The sequence below is a fragment of the Stenotrophomonas sp. Br8 genome (assembly GCF_014763005.1).
Lineage (GTDB): Bacteria > Pseudomonadota > Gammaproteobacteria > Xanthomonadales > Xanthomonadaceae > Stenotrophomonas > Stenotrophomonas lactitubi.
Genome location: NZ_JACGTN010000014.1, coordinates 106,266 through 130,154 on the forward strand (window position 1 = coordinate 106,266; position 23,889 = coordinate 130,154).

19 protein-coding genes and 1 pseudogene are annotated in these 23,889 nt (G+C 68.3%); 8 read left to right on the forward strand and 12 right to left on the reverse strand.

All coding sequences use genetic code 11. From position 1 onward, the window contains the following. Nucleotides 1-56: 56 nt before the first annotated feature. On the reverse strand, nt 57-1,484 hold the full coding sequence (locus H3005_RS12665; RefSeq protein WP_100554265.1) for an amino acid permease: 1,428 nt from the start codon (nt 1,482-1,484) through the stop codon (nt 57-59). 175 nt (nt 1,485-1,659) lie between these two features. Beyond that, nucleotides 1,660-2,655 carry an aldo/keto reductase gene (locus H3005_RS12670; RefSeq protein ID WP_100554264.1) on the reverse strand — a complete coding sequence of 332 codons (996 nt, stop codon included), beginning with the start codon at nt 2,653-2,655 and terminating at the stop codon, nt 1,660-1,662. Between the two features lie 103 nt (nt 2,656-2,758). Here H3005_RS12670 and H3005_RS12675 point away from each other — a divergent pair, with 103 nt between their 5' ends. After that, nucleotides 2,759-3,688 (forward strand): LysR family transcriptional regulator, encoded by a 930-nt coding sequence (locus tag H3005_RS12675; protein ID WP_223880224.1) that lies wholly within the window; start codon nt 2,759-2,761, stop codon nt 3,686-3,688. A gap of 33 nt (nt 3,689-3,721) precedes the next feature. Here H3005_RS12675 and H3005_RS12680 read toward each other — a convergent pair whose 3' ends face one another. The 3 genes from H3005_RS12680 to H3005_RS12690 are packed head-to-tail and all read right to left on the reverse strand — an operon-like array spanning nt 3,722 to nt 5,781. Beyond that, nucleotides 3,722-4,129: a hypothetical protein gene (locus H3005_RS12680; RefSeq protein WP_165781027.1), complete on the reverse strand. Its 408-nt coding sequence runs from the start codon at nt 4,127-4,129 to the stop codon at nt 3,722-3,724. A gap of 35 nt (nt 4,130-4,164) precedes the next feature. After that, nucleotides 4,165-4,794 carry a leucine efflux protein LeuE gene (gene leuE, locus H3005_RS12685; protein WP_089241943.1) on the reverse strand — a complete coding sequence of 210 codons (630 nt, stop codon included), beginning with the start codon at nt 4,792-4,794 and terminating at the stop codon, nt 4,165-4,167. A 12-nt stretch (nt 4,795-4,806) separates the two neighbouring features. Then, on the reverse strand, nt 4,807-5,781 hold the full coding sequence (locus H3005_RS12690; protein ID WP_100554261.1) for a LysR family transcriptional regulator: 975 nt from the start codon (nt 5,779-5,781) through the stop codon (nt 4,807-4,809). 89 nt (nt 5,782-5,870) lie between these two features. On the opposite strand from H3005_RS12690, the gene H3005_RS12695 reads away from it, so the two are divergent. Beyond that, a complete protein-coding gene (locus H3005_RS12695) occupies nt 5,871-6,878 on the forward strand; it encodes a zinc-binding alcohol dehydrogenase family protein (RefSeq protein ID WP_100554260.1) in 1,008 nt (335 codons plus the stop codon). Between the two features lie 276 nt (nt 6,879-7,154). On the opposite strand, the gene H3005_RS12700 is transcribed toward H3005_RS12695, so the two are convergent. Continuing rightward, entirely contained in the window at nt 7,155-7,760 is a 606-nt protein-coding gene (locus H3005_RS12700) for a glutathione S-transferase N-terminal domain-containing protein (RefSeq protein ID WP_100554259.1), read from the reverse strand. 55 nt (nt 7,761-7,815) lie between these two features. Between H3005_RS12700 and rmuC the strand changes: the two genes are divergently transcribed. The 3 genes from rmuC to H3005_RS12715 all read left to right on the forward strand — a co-directional run bounded on the left by rmuC (nt 7,816) and on the right by H3005_RS12715 (nt 10,518). Further along, entirely contained in the window at nt 7,816-9,384 is a 1,569-nt protein-coding gene (rmuC, locus tag H3005_RS12705) for a DNA recombination protein RmuC (RefSeq protein ID WP_100554258.1), read from the forward strand. 60 nt (nt 9,385-9,444) lie between these two features. Beyond that, nucleotides 9,445-9,846 carry a hypothetical protein gene (locus H3005_RS12710; RefSeq protein ID WP_100554257.1) on the forward strand — a complete coding sequence of 134 codons (402 nt, stop codon included), beginning with the start codon at nt 9,445-9,447 and terminating at the stop codon, nt 9,844-9,846. Between the two features lie 126 nt (nt 9,847-9,972). Next, nucleotides 9,973-10,518 carry a glutathione peroxidase gene (locus tag H3005_RS12715; protein ID WP_191078324.1) on the forward strand — a complete coding sequence of 182 codons (546 nt, stop codon included), beginning with the start codon at nt 9,973-9,975 and terminating at the stop codon, nt 10,516-10,518. A 103-nt stretch (nt 10,519-10,621) separates the two neighbouring features. Here the strand turns inward: H3005_RS12715 and H3005_RS12720 are convergent, their stop codons facing one another. The 6 genes and pseudogenes from H3005_RS12720 to H3005_RS12745 all read right to left on the reverse strand — a co-directional run bounded on the left by H3005_RS12720 (nt 10,622) and on the right by H3005_RS12745 (nt 14,708). Continuing rightward, nucleotides 10,622-11,626, reverse strand: a complete 1,005-nt coding sequence (locus tag H3005_RS12720; RefSeq protein WP_100554255.1) for a VacJ family lipoprotein — start codon at nt 11,624-11,626, stop codon at nt 10,622-10,624. A gap of 1 nt (nt 11,627) precedes the next feature. Next, nucleotides 11,628-11,939: an STAS domain-containing protein gene (locus tag H3005_RS12725; protein ID WP_025875628.1), complete on the reverse strand. Its 312-nt coding sequence runs from the start codon at nt 11,937-11,939 to the stop codon at nt 11,628-11,630. Then, the gene (locus H3005_RS12730; protein ID WP_100554254.1) at nt 11,929-12,591 is read right to left on the reverse strand and encodes an ABC transporter substrate-binding protein; all 663 of its coding nucleotides are present in this window, start codon (nt 12,589-12,591) and stop codon (nt 11,929-11,931) included. The genes H3005_RS12725 and H3005_RS12730 overlap by 11 nt, the downstream gene beginning before the upstream one ends. Before the next feature lie 56 nt (nt 12,592-12,647). Then, nucleotides 12,648-13,112: pseudogene (gene mlaD / locus H3005_RS12735) on the reverse strand (outer membrane lipid asymmetry maintenance protein MlaD); the annotation flags it as partial. A 58-nt stretch (nt 13,113-13,170) separates the two neighbouring features. After that, nucleotides 13,171-13,920, reverse strand: a complete 750-nt coding sequence (locus H3005_RS12740; protein WP_005414955.1) for an MlaE family lipid ABC transporter permease subunit — start codon at nt 13,918-13,920, stop codon at nt 13,171-13,173. Continuing rightward, nucleotides 13,920-14,708 carry an ATP-binding cassette domain-containing protein gene (locus H3005_RS12745; RefSeq protein WP_100554252.1) on the reverse strand — a complete coding sequence of 263 codons (789 nt, stop codon included), beginning with the start codon at nt 14,706-14,708 and terminating at the stop codon, nt 13,920-13,922. The genes H3005_RS12740 and H3005_RS12745 overlap by 1 nt, the downstream gene beginning before the upstream one ends. A 194-nt stretch (nt 14,709-14,902) precedes the next feature. Here H3005_RS12745 and recC point away from each other — a divergent pair, with 194 nt between their 5' ends. The 3 genes from recC to recD are packed head-to-tail and all read left to right on the forward strand — an operon-like array spanning nt 14,903 to nt 23,792. After that, a complete protein-coding gene (gene recC / locus H3005_RS12750) occupies nt 14,903-18,244 on the forward strand; it encodes an exodeoxyribonuclease V subunit gamma (RefSeq protein ID WP_191078325.1) in 3,342 nt (1,113 codons plus the stop codon). Then, nucleotides 18,241-21,915 (forward strand): exodeoxyribonuclease V subunit beta, encoded by a 3,675-nt coding sequence (gene recB, locus H3005_RS12755; RefSeq protein WP_191078326.1) that lies wholly within the window; start codon nt 18,241-18,243, stop codon nt 21,913-21,915. The genes recC and recB overlap by 4 nt, the downstream gene beginning before the upstream one ends. Beyond that, nucleotides 21,912-23,792, forward strand: coding sequence for an exodeoxyribonuclease V subunit alpha (recD, locus tag H3005_RS12760; protein WP_191078327.1), 1,881 nt, complete (start codon nt 21,912-21,914; stop codon nt 23,790-23,792). The genes recB and recD overlap by 4 nt, the downstream gene beginning before the upstream one ends. The last annotated feature ends 97 nt before the right edge of the window (nt 23,793-23,889 follow it).

The window sequence follows — 23,889 nt, forward strand, 5'->3', positions numbered from 1 at the left end:
TGCCGGCCGCTGGCCGGCAATCCCCAAAGACCGCCGGGCATGGCCCGGCGCTACCTTTACCGGCCGATCAGCGCATTGCGGCGGCTGTAGGCGAAGTACAGCACCAGGCCGACCACGTTCCACGCCAGGAAGTACAGCTGGGTGGTGTGCGGCAGGCTGATGAACAGATAGATGCAGCCCAGCGCCGCCAGCGGGCCGACGATGAAGGCGAACGGCGTGCGGAAGGTACGTTCGCGGTTCGGCTCACGCACGCGCAGCACCACCAGGCAGATGCCAACGGCGGTGAACGCAGCCAGGGTGCCGGCATTGGCCAGTGCGGCGATCTCGTCCAGGCGCGCCACACCTGCCAGCGCCGACACCACCACGGCGGTGAACAGCGTGGTCGCCACCGGCGTGCCGGTACGTGCGTTGACCTTGGACAGGCCACGCGGCAGCAGACCATCGCGACTCATCACGAAGAAGATGCGGCTCTGGCCATACAGGAAGGCCAGCAGCACGGTCGGCAGGGCGATGATGGCGATCACGCCGATCAGCATCGCGGCGGTTGGCTGGCCCAGCTGGCGCATGATCAGTGCCAGCGGCTCGGCACTCTGGCCGAACACGGTGTAGCTCATCGCACCGATCGCGGCCAGCGCCACCAGCACGTACACGATGGTGCAGCCGACCATCGAGCCGATGATGCCGATGGACAGGTCGCGCGCCGGGTTCTTGGTTTCTTCGGCGGCGGTGGAGATCGCATCGAAGCCGTAGAACGCGAAGAAGATGATTGCCGCTGCGGCCATCACGCCGCGCTCGACGCCATCCGGCCCCAGCGTCTTGGCGAAGCCGTAGGGCATGAACGGCTGCAGGTTGTTGGTATCGAACGCCGGCAGGGCCACCGCCACGAAGATGGCCAGCGCGATCAGCTTGAACACGACCAGGATCGCGTTGAGGGTGGCGCTCTCCTTGGTACCGGCCATCAGCATCAGTGCCACCAGCCAGGTGATGACGATGGCGGGCAGGTTGATCATGCCGCCATCGACGTGCGGGCCCGCCGCGAGCATGGCCGGCAGGCGCAGGTCCCAGCCGAACTGGGTATGCACCCATTCCAGGAAGCCGACGAAATAGCCCGACCAGCCGACCGCCACGGTACTCACCACCAGCGAGTATTCCAGGATCAGGCTCCAGCCCACCACCCAGGCGAAGACCTCGCCCAGCGCGCTGTAGCTGTAGGTATAGGCGCTGCCGGCAGCCGGCATCATCGTGGACAGTTCGGCGTAGGCCAATGCAGCGCAGGCACACACCGCGCCGGCGATGGCGAAGGAGATCAGCACAGCGGGGCCGGCGCGGTCGGCACCGACGCCGATCAGGGTGTAGATGCCGGTGCCGACGATGGCGCCGATGCCGAGCGCGATCAGGTGCGGCCAGCTGAGGGTCGGGACCAGGCGCCGGCCGGCTTCATGGACGGTGACGGAATCTAGGGACTTGCGCCGGAGCAGGGACATGCAGGCCTCGGAAGGGGTGACTGAGAACGACAAGTTCCCGAGTGTGACCGAACGCAGCGCAGCATTGCCACTGACGGGGGTCATGCATGGCGTGGCGCGCGCTGCGCCCCGGCCAGGCTGCCGGAATCGGCACAATCCGGCGGCAGCCACCGGTGTGCGTTCGTCCCGGCTGCTCCTACGACTCGATGTTGGCCATGCCACTGACCGAATAGCGTTCACCCGCAGCGGCATGCAGCGGGAAGGCGACATCCAGTGCGTCCAGCGTGGCCGCATCCAGTTCCACTTGCAGCGCACCGAGGTTCTCGTCCAGCCGTGCCAGTCGCGTCGTGCCCGGGATCGGTACGATGTGCTCGCCGCGCGACAGCACCCAGGCCAGCGCCAGCTGCGAGGCGGCGATGCCGCGTTCGGCGGCCAGCGCCTGCACGGTGTCCACCAGCGCCAGGTTGCGCTGGAAGTTTTCGCCTTCGAAGCGGGGCGAGGTACGCCGGTAATCATCGGCGTCGAAGTCATCCGGGCTGCGGATGGCGCCGGTCAGGAAGCCACGGCCCAGCGGCGAATATGGCACGAAGCCGATGCCCAGTTCCGCCGTGGCGGCCAGCACTCCGTTCTGCTCCGGCTCGCGCGACCACAGCGAGTACTCGCTCTGCACCGCAGTGATCGGGTGCACCGCATGGGCGCGGCGGAGCGTAGCCGCCGAGGCCTCGGACAGGCCCAGCCAGCGCACCTTGCCCTGTTCCACCAGGCGCGCCATCGCACCTACGGTGTCCTCGATCGGCACGGTCGGGTCGACGCGGTGCTGGTAGTACAGGTCGATGTGGTCCACGCCCAGGCGGCGCAGGCTGGCCTCGCAGGCGGCCTGCACATAGTCCGGGCGGCCGTTGACCTGGCGCCCCTTTGGGTCAGCCGGGTCCAGGCCGATACCGAACTTGCTGGCCAGGAACACTTGGTTGCGGCGCCCGGCAATCGCGTGGCCGACCAGCACCTCGTTGGTGTGCGGGCCATACACATCGGCGGTGTCGAGCATGGTTACGCCACGGTCCAGCGCGTGCCGGATGACGGCAATGCCGTCATCGTCACTGCCGCGGCCGCCGTAGTAGGCACTCATGCCCATGCAGCCGAGGCCGAGGGCGGACACGGTGGGGCCGGCGGGGCCGAGAGTACGGGTCTTCATGCGGATCTCCTTGGGGAAGGCGCCACGCCTGGATGGGCAGTGGCGAGGGGCACAGCATCCTCCACGCCATCATGTGGATAAACTGCGTGCCAACGGACTTACCTTGAAGGTTGGCTTCACAAAGGATGCCTCCGCGCCCCTCACTGCCGTGGTCGCCTTTGTCCGCGTGGCCGAACATGCCAGCTTCACCCGCGCCGCCAACGCGCTGGGCGTGTCGACCTCGGCGCTGTCGCAGAGCGTGCGTGCGCTGGAAGCGCGGATGGGCGTGCGCCTGCTGCAGCGGACCACGCGGCGGGTGAGCCTGACCGAACACGGCGCGCGTTTCCTGCAGCGCGTGCGCGGAGGCCTGGACCAGATCGACCAGGCATTTGCCGAACTGGACAGCGCGCGCTCGGTGCCTGCCGGGCGGCTGCGCGTGACCCTGCCGCGCATCGTCGCCGATCGCATGGTGCTGCCGCGGCTGCCCGACTTCCTTGCGCGTTACCCGCAGGTGCAGGTGGAACTGTGCGTCGACCCAGCGCTGACCGATCTGGTGGCCGAGGGCTTCGACGCCGGCATCCGCCTGGGCGAATCACTCGCACAGGGCATGATCGCGGTGCCGGTCGGGCCACCCGAGCGGCAGGTGGTGGTGGCTACGCCGGTCTATTTCGAACGCCATGGCGTGCCGCAGACCCCGCATGACCTGCAGGGCCACGCCTGCATCGTGCACCGCCTGGCCAATGGCCGGCTGATGCCCTGGGAGTTCAGCCGCGAAGGCCACGACCTGGACGTGGAAGTGAGCGGGCGGCTGGCGTTCAACGATGCCGGTGTCGCCCATCACGCCGTGCTGGCGGGGCTGGGCATGGCCCAGGGTTTCGCCTCGCTGATGGCCGACGACATCGCCGCTGGGCGACTGCAGAGTGTGCTGCAGGACTGGCAGCCGCCGTTCCCCGGCTTCCACCTGTACTACCCCGCGCGCGAGCAGATGGCGCCCAAGCTGCGGGTGTTCATCGATCACCTGCGCGAGGGAATGCATGATTCGCAGCCCTGGTAGGCGCCAACCCTGGTTGGCGGCCGTCGCGTCGGCTCAGTCGAGCCCACTCGACGCGACGGTCAGCGGCTCGACGCCCGCCCAATGGCAGCCATCTTCCTGCCACGCCTCGACGTCCTCATTGAACTCGGTGCGTCGCCCGTCGCGGGCGCGCTCGTAGCTGAAACCGTAGACGCGCGCGCCCTGCGTGGTCAGGTAGTAGCGCCCATTGAGGCGGCCACCGATGCGTTCTTCCCAGACGCTGTCGAACTGGTACGGGCGGTCCTCGTCCAGCACCGTCGTTTCCTGCGACGCCCGTTGCACCTGCAGGCGGCCGCGTTGCCCGGCGTACTGCACCTCGGCGCTGCCATCGTCCAGCCAGCGCCACAGCAGGTGGATGCCGTCGTTGCGGCCCCCGGTGAGGCAGCGATGGTCCTGTGCGCTGGCCGCTGCGGTGCCGGCCATGAGCCCGATGAACACCAGCGCCAGCCGCCGCCGGATCACCCGTTCAGGCCCAGGCGGATGCCGAATCCGACCAGGAACAGGCCGGCCACACGCCGCAGCGCATCGCTGACCCGCGGGTGCTGGATCAACCGACGGCGGGCCAGGTTGCCGACCCAGATCAGCAGCGAGCAGTAGGCGATGCTGACCACGAAGATGATTCCGGCCAGCGCCGCGAAGGTGGCCATGCCCTGATGGGCTTTGGGGTCGATGAACAACGGCAGGAACGCCATGTAGAACAGGATCGCCTTCGGATTGAGCAGGCTGACCAGGATCGCCTGGTGGAAGTAGCGGCCTGGCTGCATGCGCACCGGGCCGACCTCGGCACCGTCACCCTTGGGCGTGCGCAGCAGGCTGATGCCTACCCACACCAGGTACGCCGCGCCGAGATACTGCACGGCATGGAACACCGTCGGATTGGCCTTCAGCAGCGCGGCCACGCCGGCCAATGCCAGCCACATCAGGATCTGGTCGCCGACCAGCAGGCCGGCCAGCGCCGTGTAGCCGCCGCGTACACCGCCACGACCAGTGGCGGTCAGCAGGGTGAAGGTGCCCGGCCCGGGCAGGGCCAGAAACACCAGCACAGCGAGCAGGAAGGTCCACAGGTCCTGGATGCCCATCCACGGCATGGCGCGATTCTCTTACAACGGGGGAGCACCATTGTCGGCCAGCGGCGTTGCAGGCGACAGGGGCAGGCCGTCATGGCCGGGCATCGCGGACAGCAGCGGTTGCAGGTACTGGCGCAGCTGCGCGTGCAGTTGCCGCACCGCCGGTGAGAACTGCTTGCGGTGCGGACACACCAGCTGCAGGGGGATGTGGCTGCCGATGCCATCCAGCAGCACCTGCAGGCGTCCACCCAGCACGTCGTCGCGCACGTCCAGCCAGGATTTGTAGGTGATGCCCTCGCCGGCGACCGCCCAACGCCGCACCACGTCAGCGTCGTCGCAGACCAATGGCCCGCGCACCGGGATCACTACGCGGCGCCCCTCCAGCTCGAATGACCAGCGATCGTAGGCACGCCCTCCGAGCTGGTAGACAAGGCAATCGTGTTCACGCAGATCGTCCAGCCGGGTCGGCGTGCCACGCCGCCGCAGGTACTCCGGCGATGCGGCCAGCACGCGCCGGTTGCCTTCCAGCAACGGCAGGGCAACGTAGCTGGCATCGTCGAAGTGGCCAATGCGGATCGCCACGTCGACCGGGTCGCGGAACACGTCGGCCACTTCATCGGACAGGCGCAGGTGCAGGCGCAGCCGTGGATGTGCGGCACGGAACGCGGTCAGCCACGGCAGCAGCAGGTTGCGGCCGAAGTCCGAGGGCGCCGACAACTGCAGGGTGCCATGCAGTTCGGCATCCTCGCCCTGCACCCGCGCCTGGCCTTCGCGCAGGGTGGTCAGAACGTCCTGTGCGTAGGGCAGGTACAGCGCGCCTTCGGCGGTCAGCCGCAGGCTGCGGGTGGTACGCACGAACAGGCGCAGGTCCAGCTCGCGCTCCAGCCGCGCCACCGCCGCGGCCACCTGGCCCGGCAGCAGATCGGCCTCGCGTGCGGCCTGCGAGAAGCTGCCCAGCGCAGCGGTACGGACGAACAGCTGCAGATCGTCGAAACGGACCATTTTCATTGCTGCAGTGAAAGTGTTGACCGATTCTGCGCCTTTCTGCCCCCCTGCGCACGGCGCACGCTGTGGCCTCTCCTCATTGGATCTCCCCCATGCGCGCCATTGCCTACACCCATGCCGGCCTGCCGATCGACGACCCGCAGGCCCTGATCGACCTCGACCTGCCCCTGCCGCAGCCGGGCCCACGCGACCTGCGGGTGGCGGTGCGCGCGGTGGCGGTGAACCCGGTCGACACCAAGGTGCGACGCGGCGCTGCCACCGACGGCCCACGCGTGCTGGGGTGGGACGCGGTTGGTGTGGTCGATGCGATCGGTAGCGAGGTGACCCTGTTCCAGCCCGGCGACGCGGTGTACTACGCCGGTGTGATCGATCGCCCGGGCAGCAATGCCGAATACCAGCTGGTGGACGAGCGCAGCGTTGGCCGCAAGCCGACCAGCCTGGACGATGCCGCGGCGGCGGCGCTGCCGCTGACCGCGATCACCGCGTGGGAACTGTTGTTCGACCGCCTGCGCATCGCCGAAGGCGGTGGTGACGGCCAGACCCTGCTGGTGATCGGGGCAGCGGGCGGCGTGGGTTCGATCCTTGTGCAGTTGGCGCGTCGGCTGACCAAGCTGACGGTGATCGGCACCGCCTCGCGCCCGGAGACCCAGGACTGGGTGCAGGCGATGGGCGCGCACCATGTGATCGACCACACCCGGCCGCTGGCCGAGGGCCTGACCCGGCTGGGCATCACCGAGGTGGACCACGTGGCCAGCCTGACCCACACCGACCAGCACTATGCGCAGATCGTCGAGCTGCTGGCGCCGCAGGGGCAGCTGGGGCTGATCGATGATCCGGGCCAGATCGATGTGATGGCGCTCAAGCGCAAGGCGCTGTCGCTGCACTGGGAATCGATGTTCACCCGGCCGCTGTACAAGACCGCGGACATGCAGCGTCAGCACGAACTACTGAACCGGGTGGCCGAACTGGTCGATGCCGGTGTGCTGCAGACCACGCTGGGTGAGCACTTCGGGCGCATCGACGCGGCCAACCTGCGGCGTGCTCATGCGCTGCTGGAGAGCCATCGGGCGAAGGGAAAGATCGTGTTGGAAGGCTGGTAAGTGTTCGGGCCAACCGGAGACAAGAAACCCGAAGCGATCCTTCTGACCTTCATCCACGCATGGCGTGGATCTACTGCAGATCGCGGAAGTCCGTGAAAGGCGGGGTGGCATGGGTTTGCGGGACCGCAGGCGCCATGGATGGCGCCTACGAGCCCCCATGGATGGGTTTACGGCGTGTCCTGCAAATCCATGCCACCCCGCCATCCCACCGAATGCTGCCTTTCGATGTTGACGTTGCCTCTGCAGGTGCAGGGCGCAGCCCTGCCGGAAACTCCCTTACGCCACGCCGTTGTCCACATGTTTAGCGAAGCCCGGGCGGGGGCGCAGGCGCTCGAACCAGGCTTCCACGTGGGGCAGCGCCGGTTTGTTTCCCGGTGTGCTGCGCCAGCGCTGGGTGGACAGGCCGAGCACGATGTCGGCCAGGGTGAAGGTGTTGCCCACCACGTAGCCATCGGTCGTCGCCAGCTGTGCATCGAGCAGTGTCATCAGATGATTCCAGTGCGTCAGGCTGGCCTCCGCGCGCGCGTCGTCCGCGAAGTCGGGGTGCTGGCGCACGCGGGCCATGAACACGTGGCGCCAGGCGCTGTTGAGGTCGGTGGCCTGCCAGTCCATCCACTGCTCGACCTTGGCGCGGCCCTGTGCCGTGGCGGGCAGCAGGTCATCGCGGCCCTGGCGTGCGGCCAGGTAGCGGCAGATGCTGTTGGACTCCCACAGCACGAAGTCGCCGTCGCGTAGCGCCGGCACCTGCCGGCTCGGATTCAGCGTGGCCAGCAGGTCCGGCGCGGGGGTTGGTTCATGCGTAAGCGGGAGATCGAGTTCGGCGCACAGCCACAGCACTTTGCGCACGTTGATCGAGGTGGGCTTTCCGTAGAGAACAAGCATGGGCGGGTCCGATGTGGTCCGACCAAGGCTAGCGCAGCGGGGCTACACTGGTCGCATGAACATCGAAGTCCTCATGATTGTCGCCGTGGTGCTGCTGCTGGCGACGTTGCTGGTGCTGGTACTGCTGTGGCGTCGGGCATCCAACAGCGCCCCCGCTGCTGAAGCACAGCAGCAGCTGGTTACCGAACGCGAGCAGCATCGCCTGGCCCTGGTTGACGCCGGTCAACTGCGAGGTCGGCTGGAAGCGTTGCTGGCAGAGCTGGAAAGCGAGCGTGGCCGAAGCCTGCAGCACGCCCAGCTCGTCACTACCCTGACCGCACGCGTGGAGCGGGAGGCCGCGTTGGCGTCCAGTCGTGAAGCGATGTTGGCCGAGCGCGAAGCTGCCCTGGCGCAGGTACGGGCCGGTCTGGCCGAGTCCAGCAAGGAGCTGCAACACGCGCAGCAGCGCTACCAGCAGCTGCATGGCGAACATGCTCGCGCGCTGGCCAACCTGCAGCATTCCGAACGCGCCAGTGCCGAGCTGCGCAGCTATCTGGATACTGCCAAGGAAAAGCTCTCCGGCGCCTTCGCCGAACTGGCGGGCAAGGTGTTCGACGAACGCGGACAACAGTTCGAAAAGAACGTGCGCCAGGCAACGGTGCAGTCGCGCGCGGATATCGAAGGGCTGCTCAAACCCTTTGCCGACAGGCTGGGGGATTTCCGCAACCGGGTCGACACGCTGTACGGGGAAGAGGCGAGGCAGCGTGCCAGCCTGCTTGGCGCGGTGGGTGAACTGAAGACGCTCAACCAGGACATGGCTGCACAGGCCTCGGCGCTGACCAATGCGCTGAAAGGCAGCGCCAAGGTGCGCGGTGACTGGGGCGAGCTGATGCTCGACAACGTGCTGCGTGGCTCAGGCCTGGAGGAGGGCGTTCACTACCAGCGGCAGAAGCACGCCGTGGATGATGAGGGCGCGCGCCTGCGGCCGGACGTGGTGGTGCAGTTCCCCGATGAGCGCAGCGTGGTGATCGACAGCAAGGTCAACCTGATCGCCTGGCAGGAGGCGATGAATGCCGCCACGCCGGAACAGTCCGAAGATGCATTGCGCCGCCATGCGGTGGCGCTGCGCCAGCACGTCAAGGATCTGGGCGAAAAGAACTATCCGAAGGCTCTTGGCAGCGAGACCCTGGATATCACCATCGCTTTCGTTCCCATCGAAGGCGCGCTGTCGGCGGCGCTGGGCGCGGATGGTGCACTGCAGGCGTATGCCTTCGACAACCGCGTGGTGTTCGCTTCGCCCAATACGCTGATGGCCCTGTTGAGGGTGGCCGAGCGACTGTGGACACGTGACAAGGTGCAGAAGCAGGCATTGAAGATCAGTGAAGCCGGTGGACTGGTGCTGGACGCCCTGACTGGATTCCTGCAGGACTTCAATGCCATGGGCAAGAAGCTTGATGATGCAGGAAAGGCTTACGCCGACGCACGCAACCGCTTGATCGATTCGCCGCAGTCGGCCATCAGCCGTGCCCGCCGGCTTGCCGAACTGGGCAGCAAGTCAAAGCGCGCGTTGCCCCCTGAGCTGACCCCCGATCCGATGCAGCAGTTGACCTCCACCGACGGAGAGGACGACGGCAACGCCGGCTGACACGCCACCTGCATGGGCGGGTGCGTATGCTGGCGCCGTCCACACCCTTCAGGTACCGCCATGCGCCTCCGATTCCTTGCCAGCTTTGCCCTGGGCGCGCTGCTTGCCGCCTGCAGCAGTGCGCCACCGGCCAGCGAAGATGCAGGCACGGCATCCACGGCGGCCGACAGCCCCGAAGCTGCTGCAGCCTATGAAGAAGCACGCGATGTGGACTGCCGCGCAGCGGGCGGTACGCTGCAGCCGTTGGGCCGCCTGCAACGGGTGCAGTGCGTGATTCCCTATGCCGACGCTGGCAGGTCGTGCGGCAACAAGAGCGACTGCAGCGGACAGTGCCTGGCCACGGGAGAGGTCGCTGCCGGCGTTGTGGCGACCGGCACCTGCCAGCGTGATGTCAGCCAGAACTTCGGCTGCCGCCAGCGCATCGACGGTGGCAAGGCGCAGGGCACGATCTGCGTGGATTGAGGATGTCCTGTAGAGCCGAGCCCATGCTCGGCTACCGTGGCATCAGCCGAGCATGGGCTCGGCTCTACAACAGCGCATGCGGCGGTATGCTGGTGGGCCTTTCCCAGCCGTAGCCGGAGCCCCCGCGTGAGTACCTCGATCCAGGATGTTTCCCTCACCACCATCGACGGCCAGTCGTCCTCGCTTGCCGACTACCAGGGCAAGGTACTGCTGCTGGTCAACGTGGCGTCCAAGTGCGGCCTGACCCCGCAGTACGAAGGCCTGCAGGCGCTGTACGCGGAAAAGCACGCGCAGGGCCTGGAAGTGCTGGGCTTCCCGGCCAACAACTTCCTCGGCCAGGAACCGGGCAGCGAGGCGGAGATCCAGCAGTTCTGCCAGCTGACCTACGACGTGAGCTTCCCGATGTTCGCCAAGATCAGCGTGGCCGGTGAAGACACCCACCCGCTGTACCAGCAGCTGACCGCCGCACAGCCGCAGGCGATCGGCGAAGGCCCGCTGCGCGAGCGCCTGGCCAGCAAGGAGATTCCGATCCACCCGGCACCGGCGGTGCTGTGGAATTTCGAGAAGTTCCTGGTCGGCCGCGATGGCAAGGTCATCGCCCGCTTCGCCCCGGACGTTGCCGCCGATGATGCGCGCCTGCGCGAAGCGGTCGAGGCGGCGCTGGCGGCCTGAAGACGACGTGCCAACCAAGGTTGGCACCTACCGGAAGGTAGGTGGATGCCAGTAAACAAAAAACCCCGCCGAGGCGGGGTTTTTCATGCGGTGCCGGCAGCGGTCAGTTGGTCCACTGCGGCATCGGCATCGCATCGACCGGGATCGGCGAGTTCGCATCGTCGCTGCCACGCTCGCGCTTGCTGCGCAGATCGTTCTCGATCTGGTAGTTGCGGCGCTGCATCCAGGCATCGCGGACCAGGGCGTATTCGTCCACCGCGGTATCGCGCAGGTCGTCGATCGCCAGCAGCTGTGCACGGGTGTCGACCAGCTGCAGGCCCTGCAGGCCGATGCGGTACTTGTCGCTTTCGATGCGGCGGATCGGCGACAACGGGATGTCACCGGCCAGGCCGAACACATCACGCACGGTACGCGGGCCGAAGAACGGCAGTTCCACGTAACGCGAACGACGCCAGCCCCACGCACCCAGGGTCTGCCCGAAGTCCTCGTTGCGACGCGGCACCATCGCCTTGCTGGCCGGGTCGAACAGGCCACCAATGCCCAGCGTGCTGTTCATCAGGAACCGGCCCAGGCTGTCCCACGCATCGGCCGGTCGGCCCTGCAGCAGCTGGTTGGTGATGGTCAGCGGCGCACGCAGGTTGCTGAAGAAGTTGCTTACGCCGGTACGTGCAAAGCGCGGCACCACGTGGGTATAGGCGGTGGCCAACGGGCGGGCGATACCGCGGTCGACGGCGTTGTTGAAGCCGTGCACCTTGCGGTTGAACGGTTCCCACGGGTCGTAGGCGGTAGCGCTGCGGCTGTTGTCACTGGTGCCGTACAGCGCATCGAAGTCGTTGTCGCCGCCCGGTGCGGTCGCCGCCGCGTCGGTGGCGGCATCGGTTGTCGGGGCACGGCTGCCGGTGTCCACGGCCGCCGCAGCGGGCGGCGTGTCGGCCTGCGTCGGCTGGCTGGCCGGCTCGGTGTCAGCAGCAGTGGCTGCGGCAGGTGCTGCAGCAGTCGGCGGAACCACGGTATCGGCCACCGGCGCGTCGCTGCGTGCCGGCTTGCCGGCGCAGGCGCTGAGCGCAGCGGCCAGGAGGATCAGAGGGAAAACGCGCACGACGTTCATGTCAGCTCGCAGCAGAAGTAGCGTTGAAGTCCAGGTCGGGCGACAGCCGGTAGGCCGCGCTCAGTTCGTTGTAGCCGGCGGGGGCGCCGGAGATCGTCAGCGGATGACCGCCCTGGCGCGCGCGCGCGGCCAGCTCGGCCAGCAACGCCAGGCCGGCGCTGTCCACGCGCTCGACCTCCGCCAGTTCCAGCCGCGACAGCTGCGCCGGCAGGGCCTGCAGCTGCGGCCACAGCGCGATCACCGCTGCACGGTCGAGCACCCCGCGCAGGCGCAGGGTGTCACCTTCCAGCAGCGCCAGCGCCTTATTTGCCATTGCCGGCCGGTCCGGCCTGCATGCTGCCGCTGCGCAGATCGTTGGCTACCTGCTTGATGCCCTTCTGTCGCAGCGGGGCATCGAACTGGTTGCGGAAGGTCTGCACGTAGGAGATGCCTTCGATGTTCACGTCGAAGATCTTCCACTGGCCGTTGACGTTGCGCATCCAGTATTCAACCGGCGTCGGCTCGTTGGCGGCGCGCACCAGTTCGGTGGCCACGCGCACGCCGCGGTTGCCCGGCAGCGGGCTCTCGCCCTTCAGGCGGAAGCTCGGCTTGCCTTGGATGTTGAGCAGGGTCGAGCCATAACGCTGCATCAGGCTGTCGGCCATCGCATCGGCGAACAGTTTGATGTCGGCATCCGAAGCGCCGCGGGCGTGCGGGCCCAGCACCAGGCGCGCGGCATAGTCGCGGTCGAAGGTACGGGTCAGTTCGCTGTCGATGTAGCTGCGCAGGCTGGCCGGGTTGCTGGTGAACTCAGCACGGCGCTGCTGCAGGGTCGACATGATGCGGCTGCTGGCGTCGATCACCACCTTGCCGGCCTGGCCCTGGGGGGCGGCGGCAGCGGCGGGGGCGGCCTGCGCCTGGGCCAGGAACGGGGTGGCCAGCAGCAGCGACGAGGCGAGCAGGGCCGGGATCAGTTTCATCTTCATGGTTGCGGTTCCGTTGCAGGCGACTGCTCGCCATCGTTGGGTTTCTGAGCAGCGCCACCACCGGCGCCGCCACTGAACATGTACTTGCCGACCAGCTGCAGCAGGTCCACGGCCGGCTGGGTGAACACGATTTCCTCACCGGGCTTGAGCACGTCCGGATCACCGCCGGGCTGCAGACCGATATAGCTCTCGCCAAGCAAACCGCTGGTGAAGATGCCGGCGGAGGTGTCGGCCGGCAGGTCCTTGACCTTGCTGTCCATGCGCAGGGTCACGATCGATTCGAACTTCACCGGGTCCAGTTCGATGGAAGCGACCTGGCCGACGGTGACGCCGCCGATCTTCACCGGCGCCTGCTTGCGCAGCTGGCCGACCTGGGAGAAGCGGGCCTTGAGTTCATAGCCTTCGCCACCCCAGCTCCAGCGCTGGTTGGTCGAGGCGACGGCCAGCACCATCAGCGAGGCCAGGGCCAGCAGCAGGAAAGCGCCGACGGAGAATTCGAGTCTGGGACCGCGGATGGCCATGTGGATTACCTGATCAGTCGTGGTGGCCGCGCGCCGATGCGCACCGCCGATGGAGGGGTTAGGTGAACAACATTGCCGACAGCACGAAGTTGAACATCAGCACCAGCAGCGAAGCGTTGACCACCGCACGGGTGGTGGCGACGGAGGTGCCTTCGATGGTCGGTTCGGCGTGGAAACCGACATAGGCGGCAACCAGTGCGGCGGTGCCACCGAAGATCGCCGACTTCAGCATCGCCACGCCGAAGTCGTCCCAGAAGTCCACGCTGTTGCGCAGCGCCGACCAGAACACGCCGTTGTCCAGGCCCAGTACGTGCACTGCTTCGAAATAGCTGGCGCTGATTGCCAGCGAACAGAAGATGCCGGTCAGCAGCGGCACGGTCAGTACCGCCGCCCAGAAGCGCGGCGCCACGGCCTTGGCCACCGGGTCGATGGCCATCAGTTCCAGCGCCTTGATCTGGTCGGTGGCGCGCATCAGGCCCAGTTCGGCGGCGATCGAGCTGCCGGCGCGGCCGATGAACAACAGCGCGGTCAGCACCGGTGCCAGCTCGCGGTACAAAGACAGACCGAGCAGGGTGGACAGCGCGTCGGCCGCACCGAAGGTGGTCAGCGTGCGGTAGCCCTGCAGGGTCAGCACCAGGCCGACGAAGGCGCCGCCCACGGCGATGATCGGCAGCGAGCGCGCACCGATCTTGTAGATCTCGCGGGTCAGCTCGGCCAGGAAATCACGGGTCGGCAGCGAACCGCGCAGCACGGTCAGCGAGAACAGACCGGCACGGCCCAGCGAACGGGTGGCTTGCACGAACGGCATCAGGCAACCCTCGCGCGCGGTGCGGCATCAAACGGAATGGGACCGTCGGGCTGGCCGTGCAGGAACTGCCGCAGCAGCGGGTCCTGGCTGGACTGCAGCGCTTCGGGCGTGCCCTGGAACACGATGCCGCCGTTGGCGATCGCGATCACCTGGTCGCAGATCGGCAGGGTCTCGTGCACATGGTGGCTGACGATGATGCTGGTCAGGCCCAGGCTGTGGTTGAGGCGCTGGATCAGGCTCATGATCACACCCGAGGCGATCGGGTCCAGCCCGGTCAGCGGCTCGTCGTAGATCATCAGCGGCGGGTCCAGGGCCAATGCGCGGGCCAGTGCCACGCGGCGGGCCATGCCACCAGACAGTTCACGTGGCCAGGCATCGGCGGCGGCCAGCAGGCCGACCGAATGCAGCTTCATCTGCACCAGCCGGCGCAGCACCGGTGCCGGCAAGCGGGTGTGGGTGCGCAACGGCAGGGCGACGTTTTCGGCCACGGTCAGGTCGGTCAGCAGGCCATTGCCCTGCAGCAGTACACCAACGCTCTTGCGCATCTCCAGCAGTTCGGAGGTGCGCTGCGGGATCGGCTTGCCGAACAGGGTGATGTCGCCTGCAACCGGGCGAAGTTCGCCGGTCAGCGCCGCCAGCAGGGTCGACTTGCCGCTGCCGGACGGCCCCAGCACGGCAGTGATGCTGCCTTTGGGCACCTGCAGCGAAACGTCGCGCAGGATCGTGCGCCCGCTCCGGTCGATGCGGACGTTGGACAACTGCACCAGACTGGAGGTGGAAGCCGACATGGGCACCCTTAACGTTTTTTCGACATTGAAGCATCGGGTCAGACTGCTGAACATAAGCAGACTGGACGGTCCAGTATTGTTGCACGGCCGGACCGCCGCCAGACCGGGACAATTCCTGAAACGACCGGAACAATCCGTCGCGATCACCGTCCCCCGGCATTGAATACGGCCGGGTGTGCTGCACACTGTGCACGATGAGTGACCCGGGCAGCGACTTCCGCCTCTACCATTCCAATTCGCTGGACGTGCTGGCTGCCCTGCTGGCGCGCAATGTGCGTGTGCCGGTGCCGGGACAGCCGCTGCTGGCGCCGGAGGTGGTGCTGATCCCGCAGGTGGCGATGCGGCGCTGGCTGCAGGCGACCCTGGCTGCCGAGTATGGCGTGGCAGCCAATCTGCAATTCCTCACCCCCGGTGAGTTCGTCGCCCGTGCATTGAACGCCAATGTCGAGGGCGAAGCCGACGACCTGGACGCGGCCGCCCTGCATTGGCGCCTGTACCAGGCCTTGCGCGACCCGCACCTGCTGGCGCAGCCCCCCATGCGTGCGCTGCAGTCCTATCTTGCCGGTGGCGACGCGCTCAAACCCTGGGCCCTGGCCGGCGAACTGGCCTCGGTGTTCGAGAAGTACCAGGCCTGGCGCCGCGACTGGCTGCTGCGCTGGGAAGCCGGCGCCGATGCGGCCGACCCGCAGGCCATCCTCTGGCGCAGCATCGCCGCTGGTCATGGTTACCGCGCGCGCCGCATCCAGGCCTACCTGGACCGCTTCGAGGGCGCCGCCCAGCCGCTGCCGAAGGGCCTGCCGCCGCGGATGTCGGCGTTTGCCACCCTCAACATCTCACCCGACGTACTGCGGGTGATGGCCACCCAGTCGCGGGTGGGCGAACTGCATTTCTATCTACCCACGCCGGTGCAGTCCTACTGGGGCGACCTGCAGACCCTGGCAGAGCGCCTGCGCAGCGGCGCGCCGGACCCGTTCGGCGAGGCCGCCGGCGAGAACCGCCTGCTGGAAGCGTGGGGTGCGGCCGGCCGCGATTTCATGGCGGTGCTGGGCAGCTACGAAGTGGTGCATCCGGCCGGTGAGATCGCGGCCTATTCCGACCCCGAGGAAGATACGCGGGCGACCATGGACCAGGGCGGGCTGTCCGACAGCCTGCTGCACCGCCTGCAGCGCGACCTGTTCCACCGCCGCGCATTGCCCTCGGGCGAACTGCGCGACGGCCTGCGCAGCGACGACCCGAGCCTGCAGGTGCATGCCTGCCACACCCGCCTGCGCGAGCTGCAGGTGCTGCACGACCAGCTGCGCAGCCTGCTGCAGGACCCGCGCTTCGACCCGCCGTTGCAGGCGCGCGAGATCGCCGTGCTGGCGCCGGACATCGATCCGTATGTGCCCTATCTGGAAGCGGTGTTCGGCGGACGTGGTGGCGACGACGAGCACATTCCCTACGCGCTGGCCGACAGCAGTCCACTGGCCGGCGAGCCGCTGGCCGATGTGTTCGTGCACCTGCTCGGCCTGCCGATTTCGCGCTTCGGCCTGAACGAGGTGCTGGACCTGCTGGCCAGTGCGCCGCTGGCCGAGGCGGCGGGGCTGGAAGCGGTCGACTTCGATCGACTGCATGGCTGGCTGCAGCAGGCCGGCGCACGGTGGGGCCTGGATGCCGACCATCGCGACCAGCTGCAGGCCCCCAGCGATGATGCCTACACCTGGCAGTTCGCGCTGGATCGCCTGCTGCTGGGCCACGCCACCGGCAGCGAGGTGGACCTGGCCGGGGTGGCGCCGTGGATCGAGCTGGAAGGCGGGGCGCTGGATGCGCTGGACCGGCTGCTGCGCCTGCTGCGCGTGCTGGCCGTCTACCAGCGTCGGCTCGGCGAGCTGTTGACCCCGGCACAGTGGCGGCAACGCCTGCTGTCGCTGCTCGATGCGCTGCTGCCGACGCCGCCCAGCTCACCCAACAGCCAGCGTGCGCTGGAGCGCCTGCGCAAGCTGCTCAACCAGTTCGCCGAGGATGCGTACAAGGCCGGGTTCGCCGACGGCGTGCCGCCGGAAGTGGTGCGTGCACATTTCGCCGGTGCCCTGGCCGAAGCCGATACGCGGGCGCCGCTGCTGACCGGTGGCATCAGCTTCGGCCGCATGGTGCCGATGCGCCTGCTGCCGTTCCGGGTGATCTGCGTGCTCGGCCTCAACGACGGTGATTTCCCGCGTCGTGACCCTGCCGCCGGCCTCAACCAGCTCACCGCCGAACTGGATACGCCGCGCCGCCGCCCGGGCGACCGCTCCACCCGCGAAGACGATCGTTTCCTGTTCCTGCAGCTGTTCGCTGCGGCGCAGGACGTGTTCTACCTCAGCTATCTCGGCGCGGACCCGCGCGATGGCAGCGTGCGCGAACCCTCAGTGCTGGTCAGCGAACTGATCGATGCCGCCGCGGCCTATCACCTTGACCCGCCGGCCGCTACGCGGGATTTCACCGTGCGCCATGCGCTGCAGCCGTTCTCGCCGGCCGCCTTCGGTGACGGCGACCCGCGCCGCTTCAGCTACCGCCGGCAGTGGCATCCGGCCGCCGGGCGACTGGGCGGGGAGCGTGGCGGCCTGCTGCCGTGGTTCGACACCACACTGCCGCCACCGGCGGACGACGCGGTGGAAGAAGAGGTCTCGCTGGACAGCCTGCGTCGTTTCCTGTGCGATCCGGCCGGTCAGTTCCTCGCGCAGTCGCTGGGCCTGCGCCTGGCTGACGACGTTGAGGACGTCGACGACCTGGAGCCGCTGGTGCTGTCTTCGCGCGGGCCGGAGAAGCGCAGCGTGCAGTTGGCCGTGGTGCAGGCCACCCTGGCCGGCGACAGCGAGCCGCTGTACCCGCGGTTGCGCGCACGCGGACTGTTGCCGTCGGGCATCCTCGGCGAGCGCCAGTTCGAAGTGGAGCAACTCAAGACACGGCCCTACGCAACGGCCATGCTCGGCTGGTTGCAGGGCACGCCACGGGAGAGCCGCCGCTATGAAGTGGAGATCGACGGGGTGCGCCTGCATGGCCGGGTCGGCGATCGCCATCCGGAGGGCCTGGTGCGACTGCGCGCCGGCGCCCTCAACGGCAACGCGGTGATCCGCCAAGGGCTGGACTGGCTGTTGGCCAACGCCGCCGGCGATGCCTTGCCGCTGGTGCAGTTCCACGATGGTGGTGATGCCGGCCCCGGTCCGCATGTGTTGCCTGCGCTGACCGTGACCGCAGCCCGCGCGGCATTGCGCGCGCTGCTGCAGCTGCGCCAGCGTGGTCTGCGCGAGCCGCTGCGCTTCGCGCCCTACACCGGCTGGGTGCTGTTCAACGCGCCGGTGGAAAAGCAGCGCAGTGAAGGCTGGAAACAATGGCATGGCAGCGACCGCAGCTGGGGTGAAGCCAACAGTGATGCCTGGCAGCTGCTGCTGCGTGGCGCCGACCCGTTCGCCGACGACGCCAGCTACGCCGATCTGCTGCGCAACAGCCAGGTGGTTTTCAGCGCCGTGCGCGAAGGCCGCAGCTTCGGCAACGATCCACAGGCAGGCCACGCATGAGCAGTGTTGCCGAGGGCCCTTTCATCGACACGCGTTTCCCCGACCCTTACCTGGCATTGCCGCTGCACGGCACGCGACTGATCGAAGCCAGTGCCGGCACCGGCAAGACCTTCACCCTGGCGACACTGTTCACCCGGCTGGTGGTCGAGCAGGGCCTGCGTATCGGCCAGATCCTGGCGGTGACGTTCACTGACGCGGCCACCCAGGAGCTGCGCAAGCGCATCCGTGAACGCCTGGCCTTGGCCGCACGCCTGGTCGATCTGCCGCCCGGCGAAGATGAAACGCCCGACGCGGCGCTGACCCGGCAGGTGCTGCAACGCCATCTGCAGGACGGCACCGAAAGCGCCAAGGCGTTGAAGCGGCGCCTGCAGGTGGCTGCCGATGAAATCGATCTGGCGGCGATCTTCACCATCCACGGCTTCTGCACCCGCGTGCTGCGCGAACATGCGCTGGAGAGCGGGCATACCTTCGACCCGCCGGAGCTGCTGGCCAGCGATCGTGAACTGCTGGAAGAACTGGCCGCCGATCTCTGGCGCGTGCATGCCAACGACCCGGCAACGCTGGAACCTTTGACCTGGCTGTGGTCCACCCCGGATGCGCTGGCGGCTGACCTGCGCGCGCTGCTGGCTTCGCCCCCCCTGCACCCGCGGCCGCAGCCGCTGGCGGTGGACGACCCGCACCCGGCCCTGCAGGACGCGGCGGTGGAGCTGTCGATGGCCGTGCGCGAGCATGGTGAGCGCTTCTTTCTGGACCTGTGCGAAGCGGTCGACAACAAGTGGATCAACGGCGTCTCCTACAAGCTGGGCTGGTTGCACCCGCTGGGTCGCCAGCTGTTGGGTTGGGCCGAGCGCGGCGACGCCGCCGAACTGCTGTCCAGCGACCGCCTGCCTGCGCTGCTGCCCGATGCACTCGTAGCCAAGACCAACAAGAAGTTCACCGAGCGCACACCGTCTTCGCCGCTGCAGGCCCCGTTGGCGCGCTATGTCGCATTGCTCGCCGAGCGTGAGCAGTGGCTGCGGGCCAGTGCGCTGAACTTCCTGCATGCGCTGCGCGAGGATGCCAGCCAGCGCCTGGCGGCCCTGAAGCGCCTGCGCCGCGTGCAGACCTACGACGATCTGATCGACGGCGTCGCCCGCGCACTGGAAGGCCCGCAGCGGCTGGCCCTGGTGAAGCAGCTGCGTGCGCAGTACCGCATCGCCCTGGTCGATGAATTCCAGGATACCGACGACCGCCAGTGGGGCATCTTCCATACCGTATTCGGCGCCTCGCCGGAGGTGGACGAACTGGGGCTGCAGCCGGCGCTGTTCCTGATCGGTGACCCCAAGCAGGCGATCTATGGCTTCCGCGGCGGCGACATCCATACCTACCTGAAAGCCAAACAGGTGGCCGAGCAGGCGCCGGCGCTGGACCAGAACTTCCGCTCGCGCCCGGCCGTGCTGCGCGCGCTGCAGGCGCTGTACGACAACGCGGGCGAAGACGCGTTCCTCGAACGCGACATCCAGTTCGAGCCGGTACGCCCGGGTGGCGTGCGTACCGACGAGGATTACCTGCGCGATGGCCGGGCCGCACCTGCACTCACCTTGCGCCTGTTGCGCAGCGACGGCGAAAAAGCCTTCGGCGCCGATGCCTCGCGCGACGCAGCGACCCAGGCCTGCGTGGCCGCGATCCACCAGATCCTGCTGGAGGCGCGTGCCGGCACCGCGCTGCTGCGCGGGCGTGCGCTGCAGCCTGGTGATATCGCCGTGCTGGTACGCTCGCATCGCGAAGCGACGCTGGTGCAGCGCGCGCTGGCTGCGGTCGGCATTCCCGCAGTGGCGGCCGGCAAGCAGAGCCTGTTCGCCACCAGCGAGGCCCGTGACCTGCGTGCGCTGCTGCTGGCCCTGCTGCAACCGGCCGACGAAGGGCGCCTGCGCACCGCATTGGCAACCGTGCTGCTGGGCCAGCGCGCAAGTGCGATTGCCAGCATGGAGCGCGAGGGCGACCTGCAGCGCGGGTTCCAGGCGCAGCTGCTGCACTGGCGCGAGCGCTGGCAGCGTGGCGGACCGTTCGCGGTGGTTGCCGACGTCTGCGCGGCGCAGGGCGAGCGCCTGCTGGCGCTGATCGACGGCGAGCGGCGCCTGACCAATTACCTGCAGCTGGGCGAACTGCTGCAGGAAGCCTCGGCGCAGGCACTGGGCATGCACGGCCTGCTGGACTGGCTGCAGGGGCAGATGGCCAACGCCGACCAGGACGATGAGCAGCAGCTGCTGCGGCTGGAGTCCGACGCGCGGCGGGTGCAGATCATCACCCTGCACAAGAGCAAGGGCCTGGAATACCCACTGGTGTTCCTGCCGTTCGTGGGTATCGATGGCGGCGCGCCGAACACCGCTACCCACTGCACCGTGCATCTGCAGGGCGAGCGTCAGCTGCACTGGAAGCTGGACAAGGACGACGCCTGGGAAGCGGCCAGCAGCCAGCGCGAGCGCGAACAGCGTGCAGAAGACGCGCGCTTGCTTTACGTCGGCCTGACCCGCGCCGAGCATGCGCTGTGGATCGCCACCGGCGATCTGGCTGGCCACGCGAAAACCCGCCTGGCCCCGTTGCTGGGCGATCTGCAGGCGCTGCGCGCGCACGCGGACGCGGAGCTGGATGACAGCGCACTGCCGGATCGCCTGCCGCAGCTGCTGGCCGAAACCGAAGGTGCGCTGCCCGCGGTGCGCGCATTGACCCGCCGTGTGCCACATGACTGGTGGGTCTACAGCTTCACCCAGCTGGCGCATGCCGACGCTGGCAACAGCGACGATATCGAAGCGGCGGCCACCGAACTGCCGGCACCGGCCGCCGACGAACCCGCCGGTGCCGAGCTGCCGCTGGAACCGGCACTGCCGGAAGCCGCTGCGGAAGACACCGCGCCGCCCGATCCACGCTTCATGGGCAGCCGCTTCGGCAACGTGCTGCACGATGCGCTGGAGAACGTCGACTTCGCACTGTGGAGCGGCTGGCAGCCGCAGCAACCGGCACCGGAGGCACAGGCCGAGGTACTGCGCCGCTCGCTGCACGACGAAGGCTATGCCGACGAGGATCTGGACGACGGCGTGGCGGTGCTGGTGCCGCTGGTGGGCCATACCCTCACCGTGCCGCTGCCCGAAGGCGGCGCGCTGTGCAGCGTGCCTGAGACCGAACGCCGCGCCGAGATCGAATTCCACTTCGCCATCGAACCGACCGCAGTACCGGTGCTGCTGCAGCTGCTGCACGACCACGGCATCTCCAGCGCGCGGCGTGGCTTCGGCCTGCGCAGAAGGCTGGAAGGCCTGATGACCGGCAAGATCGATCTGACCTACGTGCGTGATGGCCGCTGGTATGTGCTGGACTACAAATCCAACCGGCTGCCGGGCTACAGCCCGGACCTGCTGGAGATCGCCATGCGCCACAGCGAGTACGACCTGCAGGCGCTGATCTACACCGTCGCACTGCATCGCTGGCTGCGCTTCCGCCTGGGCGCGGCCTACGACTACGCGCGCGACATGGGCGGTATCCGTTATCTGTTCTGCCGCGGTCTGGACGTTGCCGGCAACGGCGTGCACGTGCAGCGCTTCGCACCGGAACTGGTGGATGCGCTGGATGCCTTGTTTGCCGGCGGCGAGGCGGCCCAAGCCGATATGGCGGCGCGCGCGCGCGGAGAAACCGCATGAGCCTGCTGCGCGATCTGCATCGCAGTGGCCAGCTGCGCACCCTGGACCACGCCCTGGCCACCAGCCTCAAGCGCCTGCGAGAGGACACCGCGGACAACGTGGCGCTGGCGGCCGCACTGGCCTCGCTGGCCGTGGCGCAGGGGCACGCTGGCTTCGATCCACGCCAGCCACAGCGGCTGATCGACGGCGTGCCAGCATGGCCCGAGCCTGCGCAGTGGCTGGCGCAGCTGCAGGCCTCGCCCTGGGTAGCGACGCCGCAGGACGCCAGCGTCGCCGCAGAGGAAGCGCCGCTGGTGCTGGAGAACGGCCTGCTGTACCTGCGCCGTTACCGCGAGTACGAGCGGCAGCTGGCTGTCGGCCTGCAGCGCATCGGCCGCCACCCGCTGCCCGCACCGGACATGGCCGCCGTGGCGCCGTTGTTCGCGCGCCTGTTCCCGCAGGCCGCCACCAGTGAAGACCAGCAGGCACGCGCCGCCGGCGTGACCCTGCGCCACCCGTTGGCTCTGGTCACCGGTGGCCCCGGTACCGGCAAGACCACCACCATCGCCCGTCTGCTGCTGCTGTTGGCTGCACAGGCGGTGCACGAGGGCTTGCCCGTACCGAAGGTAGCGCTGGCTGCACCTACCGGCCGCGCCGCCGAGCGCATGGCCGAAAGCCTGCGACTGGCCGTGCAGCGGCTGCAGGAGCAGGGGCTGGACCCGGCACTGTGCACTGCGCTGCCCAGCACCGGCACCACCCTGCATCGCCTGCTCGGGGTGATTCCCGATTCACCGCGTTTCCGCCATCACGCCGACAACCCGTTGCCGGTGGACGTGGTGGTGGTCGACGAAGCCTCGATGATCGACCTGCCGTTGATGGCCAAGCTGGTCGACGCGATCGCCAGCGGCACCCGCCTGATCCTGCTCGGCGATCCCGACCAGCTGCCATCGGTGGAAGCCGGCGATGTGCTCAGCGCCATCCTGCGCGCCAGCGGCGATGGCATCGGCACCCGCGCCGACGACGCGCAGGCGCTGCATGGCCTGCTGGCACCGGCCACGCTGCAGCCGCAGGCAGCACCGCGTGCGTTCGCGGGCCGCCGCGTGCAGTTGCAGCGCGGCTACCGGCAGAGTGATGCGCTGGACCTGGCACCGCTGGCGCAGGCCGTGCGCGGCGGCGACAGTGGCACCGCCCTGCGCCTGCTGCGCAGCGGTGAACTGGCCGGCGTCCGCTTCCATGAAGGCGAAGCCGATCCGTTGCGCGGCCAGCGCGAGCATCTGCTCGATCATTGGCGCGCGCTGGCCGATGCCGTGGATCCGGCGCAGGCGCTGCAGCAGGCTGGCCGCCTGCGCGTGCTGACGGCACTGCGCGAAGGCCCGCAGGGCGCGCGCGGCCTCAACAGCCGCATCGAACAGCTGCTGGCCGGCAACACCCCGGGCTACTTCCAGGGCCGACTGCTGCTGATCACCGAGAACAGCTACCGCCATCGCCTGTTCAACGGCGATATCGGCATCTGCCTCCGCGATGGCAGCGGCGCGATGGTGGCCTGGTTCCCCGGCGAGACCGCCGACCAGCCGCGCGCCTTCCACCCGGCCGCGTTGCCTGCACACGAGAGCGCCTTCGCCATGACCGTGCACAAGGCACAGGGCTCGGAGTTCGATGAAGTGTGGCTGCAGCTGCCACGGCAGGACAGCCGCGTGCTGTCGCGCGAACTGGTCTACACCGGCCTGACCCGTGCCCGCCAGCGCCTGCAGGTGGCCGGCAGTGCCGACGTGCTGGAGGCCGCGTTGAAGCGGCATGCCAGTCGCCTCGGTGGATTGGCCTGGCGGCTGGGGGCGGAAGACGTGATCGAAGCACCAATGCGCATCGAACAACCCACGGTGCAGGGCCAGTTGTTCTGATCAGGGGTCGGATCCCTTTCCCAACGGGAAAGGGCTCTGACCCCGTCGCCCCGATGTCGCATTTGCCCTTTGATGACGCCGTCGGCGCTACCTATCC

Excerpts from the sequence above, each read along its gene's own strand:
- rmuC (WP_100554258.1), top strand. The coding sequence starts at position 7,816 with ATGAACATCGAAGTCCTCATGATTGTCGCCGTGGTGCTGCTGCTGGCG.
- leuE (WP_089241943.1), bottom strand. The coding sequence starts at position 4,794 with ATGCCGTGGATGGGCATCCAGGACCTGTGGACCTTCCTGCTCGCTGTG.
- recC (WP_191078325.1), top strand. The coding sequence starts at position 14,903 with ATGAGTGACCCGGGCAGCGACTTCCGCCTCTACCATTCCAATTCGCTG.
- H3005_RS12670 (WP_100554264.1), bottom strand. The coding sequence starts at position 2,655 with ATGAAGACCCGTACTCTCGGCCCCGCCGGCCCCACCGTGTCCGCCCTC.
- H3005_RS12745 (WP_100554252.1), bottom strand. The coding sequence starts at position 14,708 with ATGTCGGCTTCCACCTCCAGTCTGGTGCAGTTGTCCAACGTCCGCATC.
- H3005_RS12740 (WP_005414955.1), bottom strand. The coding sequence starts at position 13,920 with ATGCCGTTCGTGCAAGCCACCCGTTCGCTGGGCCGTGCCGGTCTGTTC.
- H3005_RS12720 (WP_100554255.1), bottom strand. The coding sequence starts at position 11,626 with ATGAACGTCGTGCGCGTTTTCCCTCTGATCCTCCTGGCCGCTGCGCTC.
- H3005_RS12690 (WP_100554261.1), bottom strand. The coding sequence starts at position 5,781 with ATGAAAATGGTCCGTTTCGACGATCTGCAGCTGTTCGTCCGTACCGCT.
- H3005_RS12680 (WP_165781027.1), bottom strand. The coding sequence starts at position 4,129 with ATGGCCGGCACCGCAGCGGCCAGCGCACAGGACCATCGCTGCCTCACC.
- H3005_RS12710 (WP_100554257.1), top strand. The coding sequence starts at position 9,445 with ATGCGCCTCCGATTCCTTGCCAGCTTTGCCCTGGGCGCGCTGCTTGCC.
- H3005_RS12725 (WP_025875628.1), bottom strand. The coding sequence starts at position 11,939 with ATGGCAAATAAGGCGCTGGCGCTGCTGGAAGGTGACACCCTGCGCCTG.
- H3005_RS12730 (WP_100554254.1), bottom strand. The coding sequence starts at position 12,591 with ATGAAGATGAAACTGATCCCGGCCCTGCTCGCCTCGTCGCTGCTGCTG.
- H3005_RS12695 (WP_100554260.1), top strand. The coding sequence starts at position 5,871 with ATGCGCGCCATTGCCTACACCCATGCCGGCCTGCCGATCGACGACCCG.
- recB (WP_191078326.1), top strand. The coding sequence starts at position 18,241 with ATGAGCAGTGTTGCCGAGGGCCCTTTCATCGACACGCGTTTCCCCGAC.
- H3005_RS12700 (WP_100554259.1), bottom strand. The coding sequence starts at position 7,760 with ATGCTTGTTCTCTACGGAAAGCCCACCTCGATCAACGTGCGCAAAGTG.
- recD (WP_191078327.1), top strand. The coding sequence starts at position 21,912 with ATGAGCCTGCTGCGCGATCTGCATCGCAGTGGCCAGCTGCGCACCCTG.
- H3005_RS12665 (WP_100554265.1), bottom strand. The coding sequence starts at position 1,484 with ATGTCCCTGCTCCGGCGCAAGTCCCTAGATTCCGTCACCGTCCATGAA.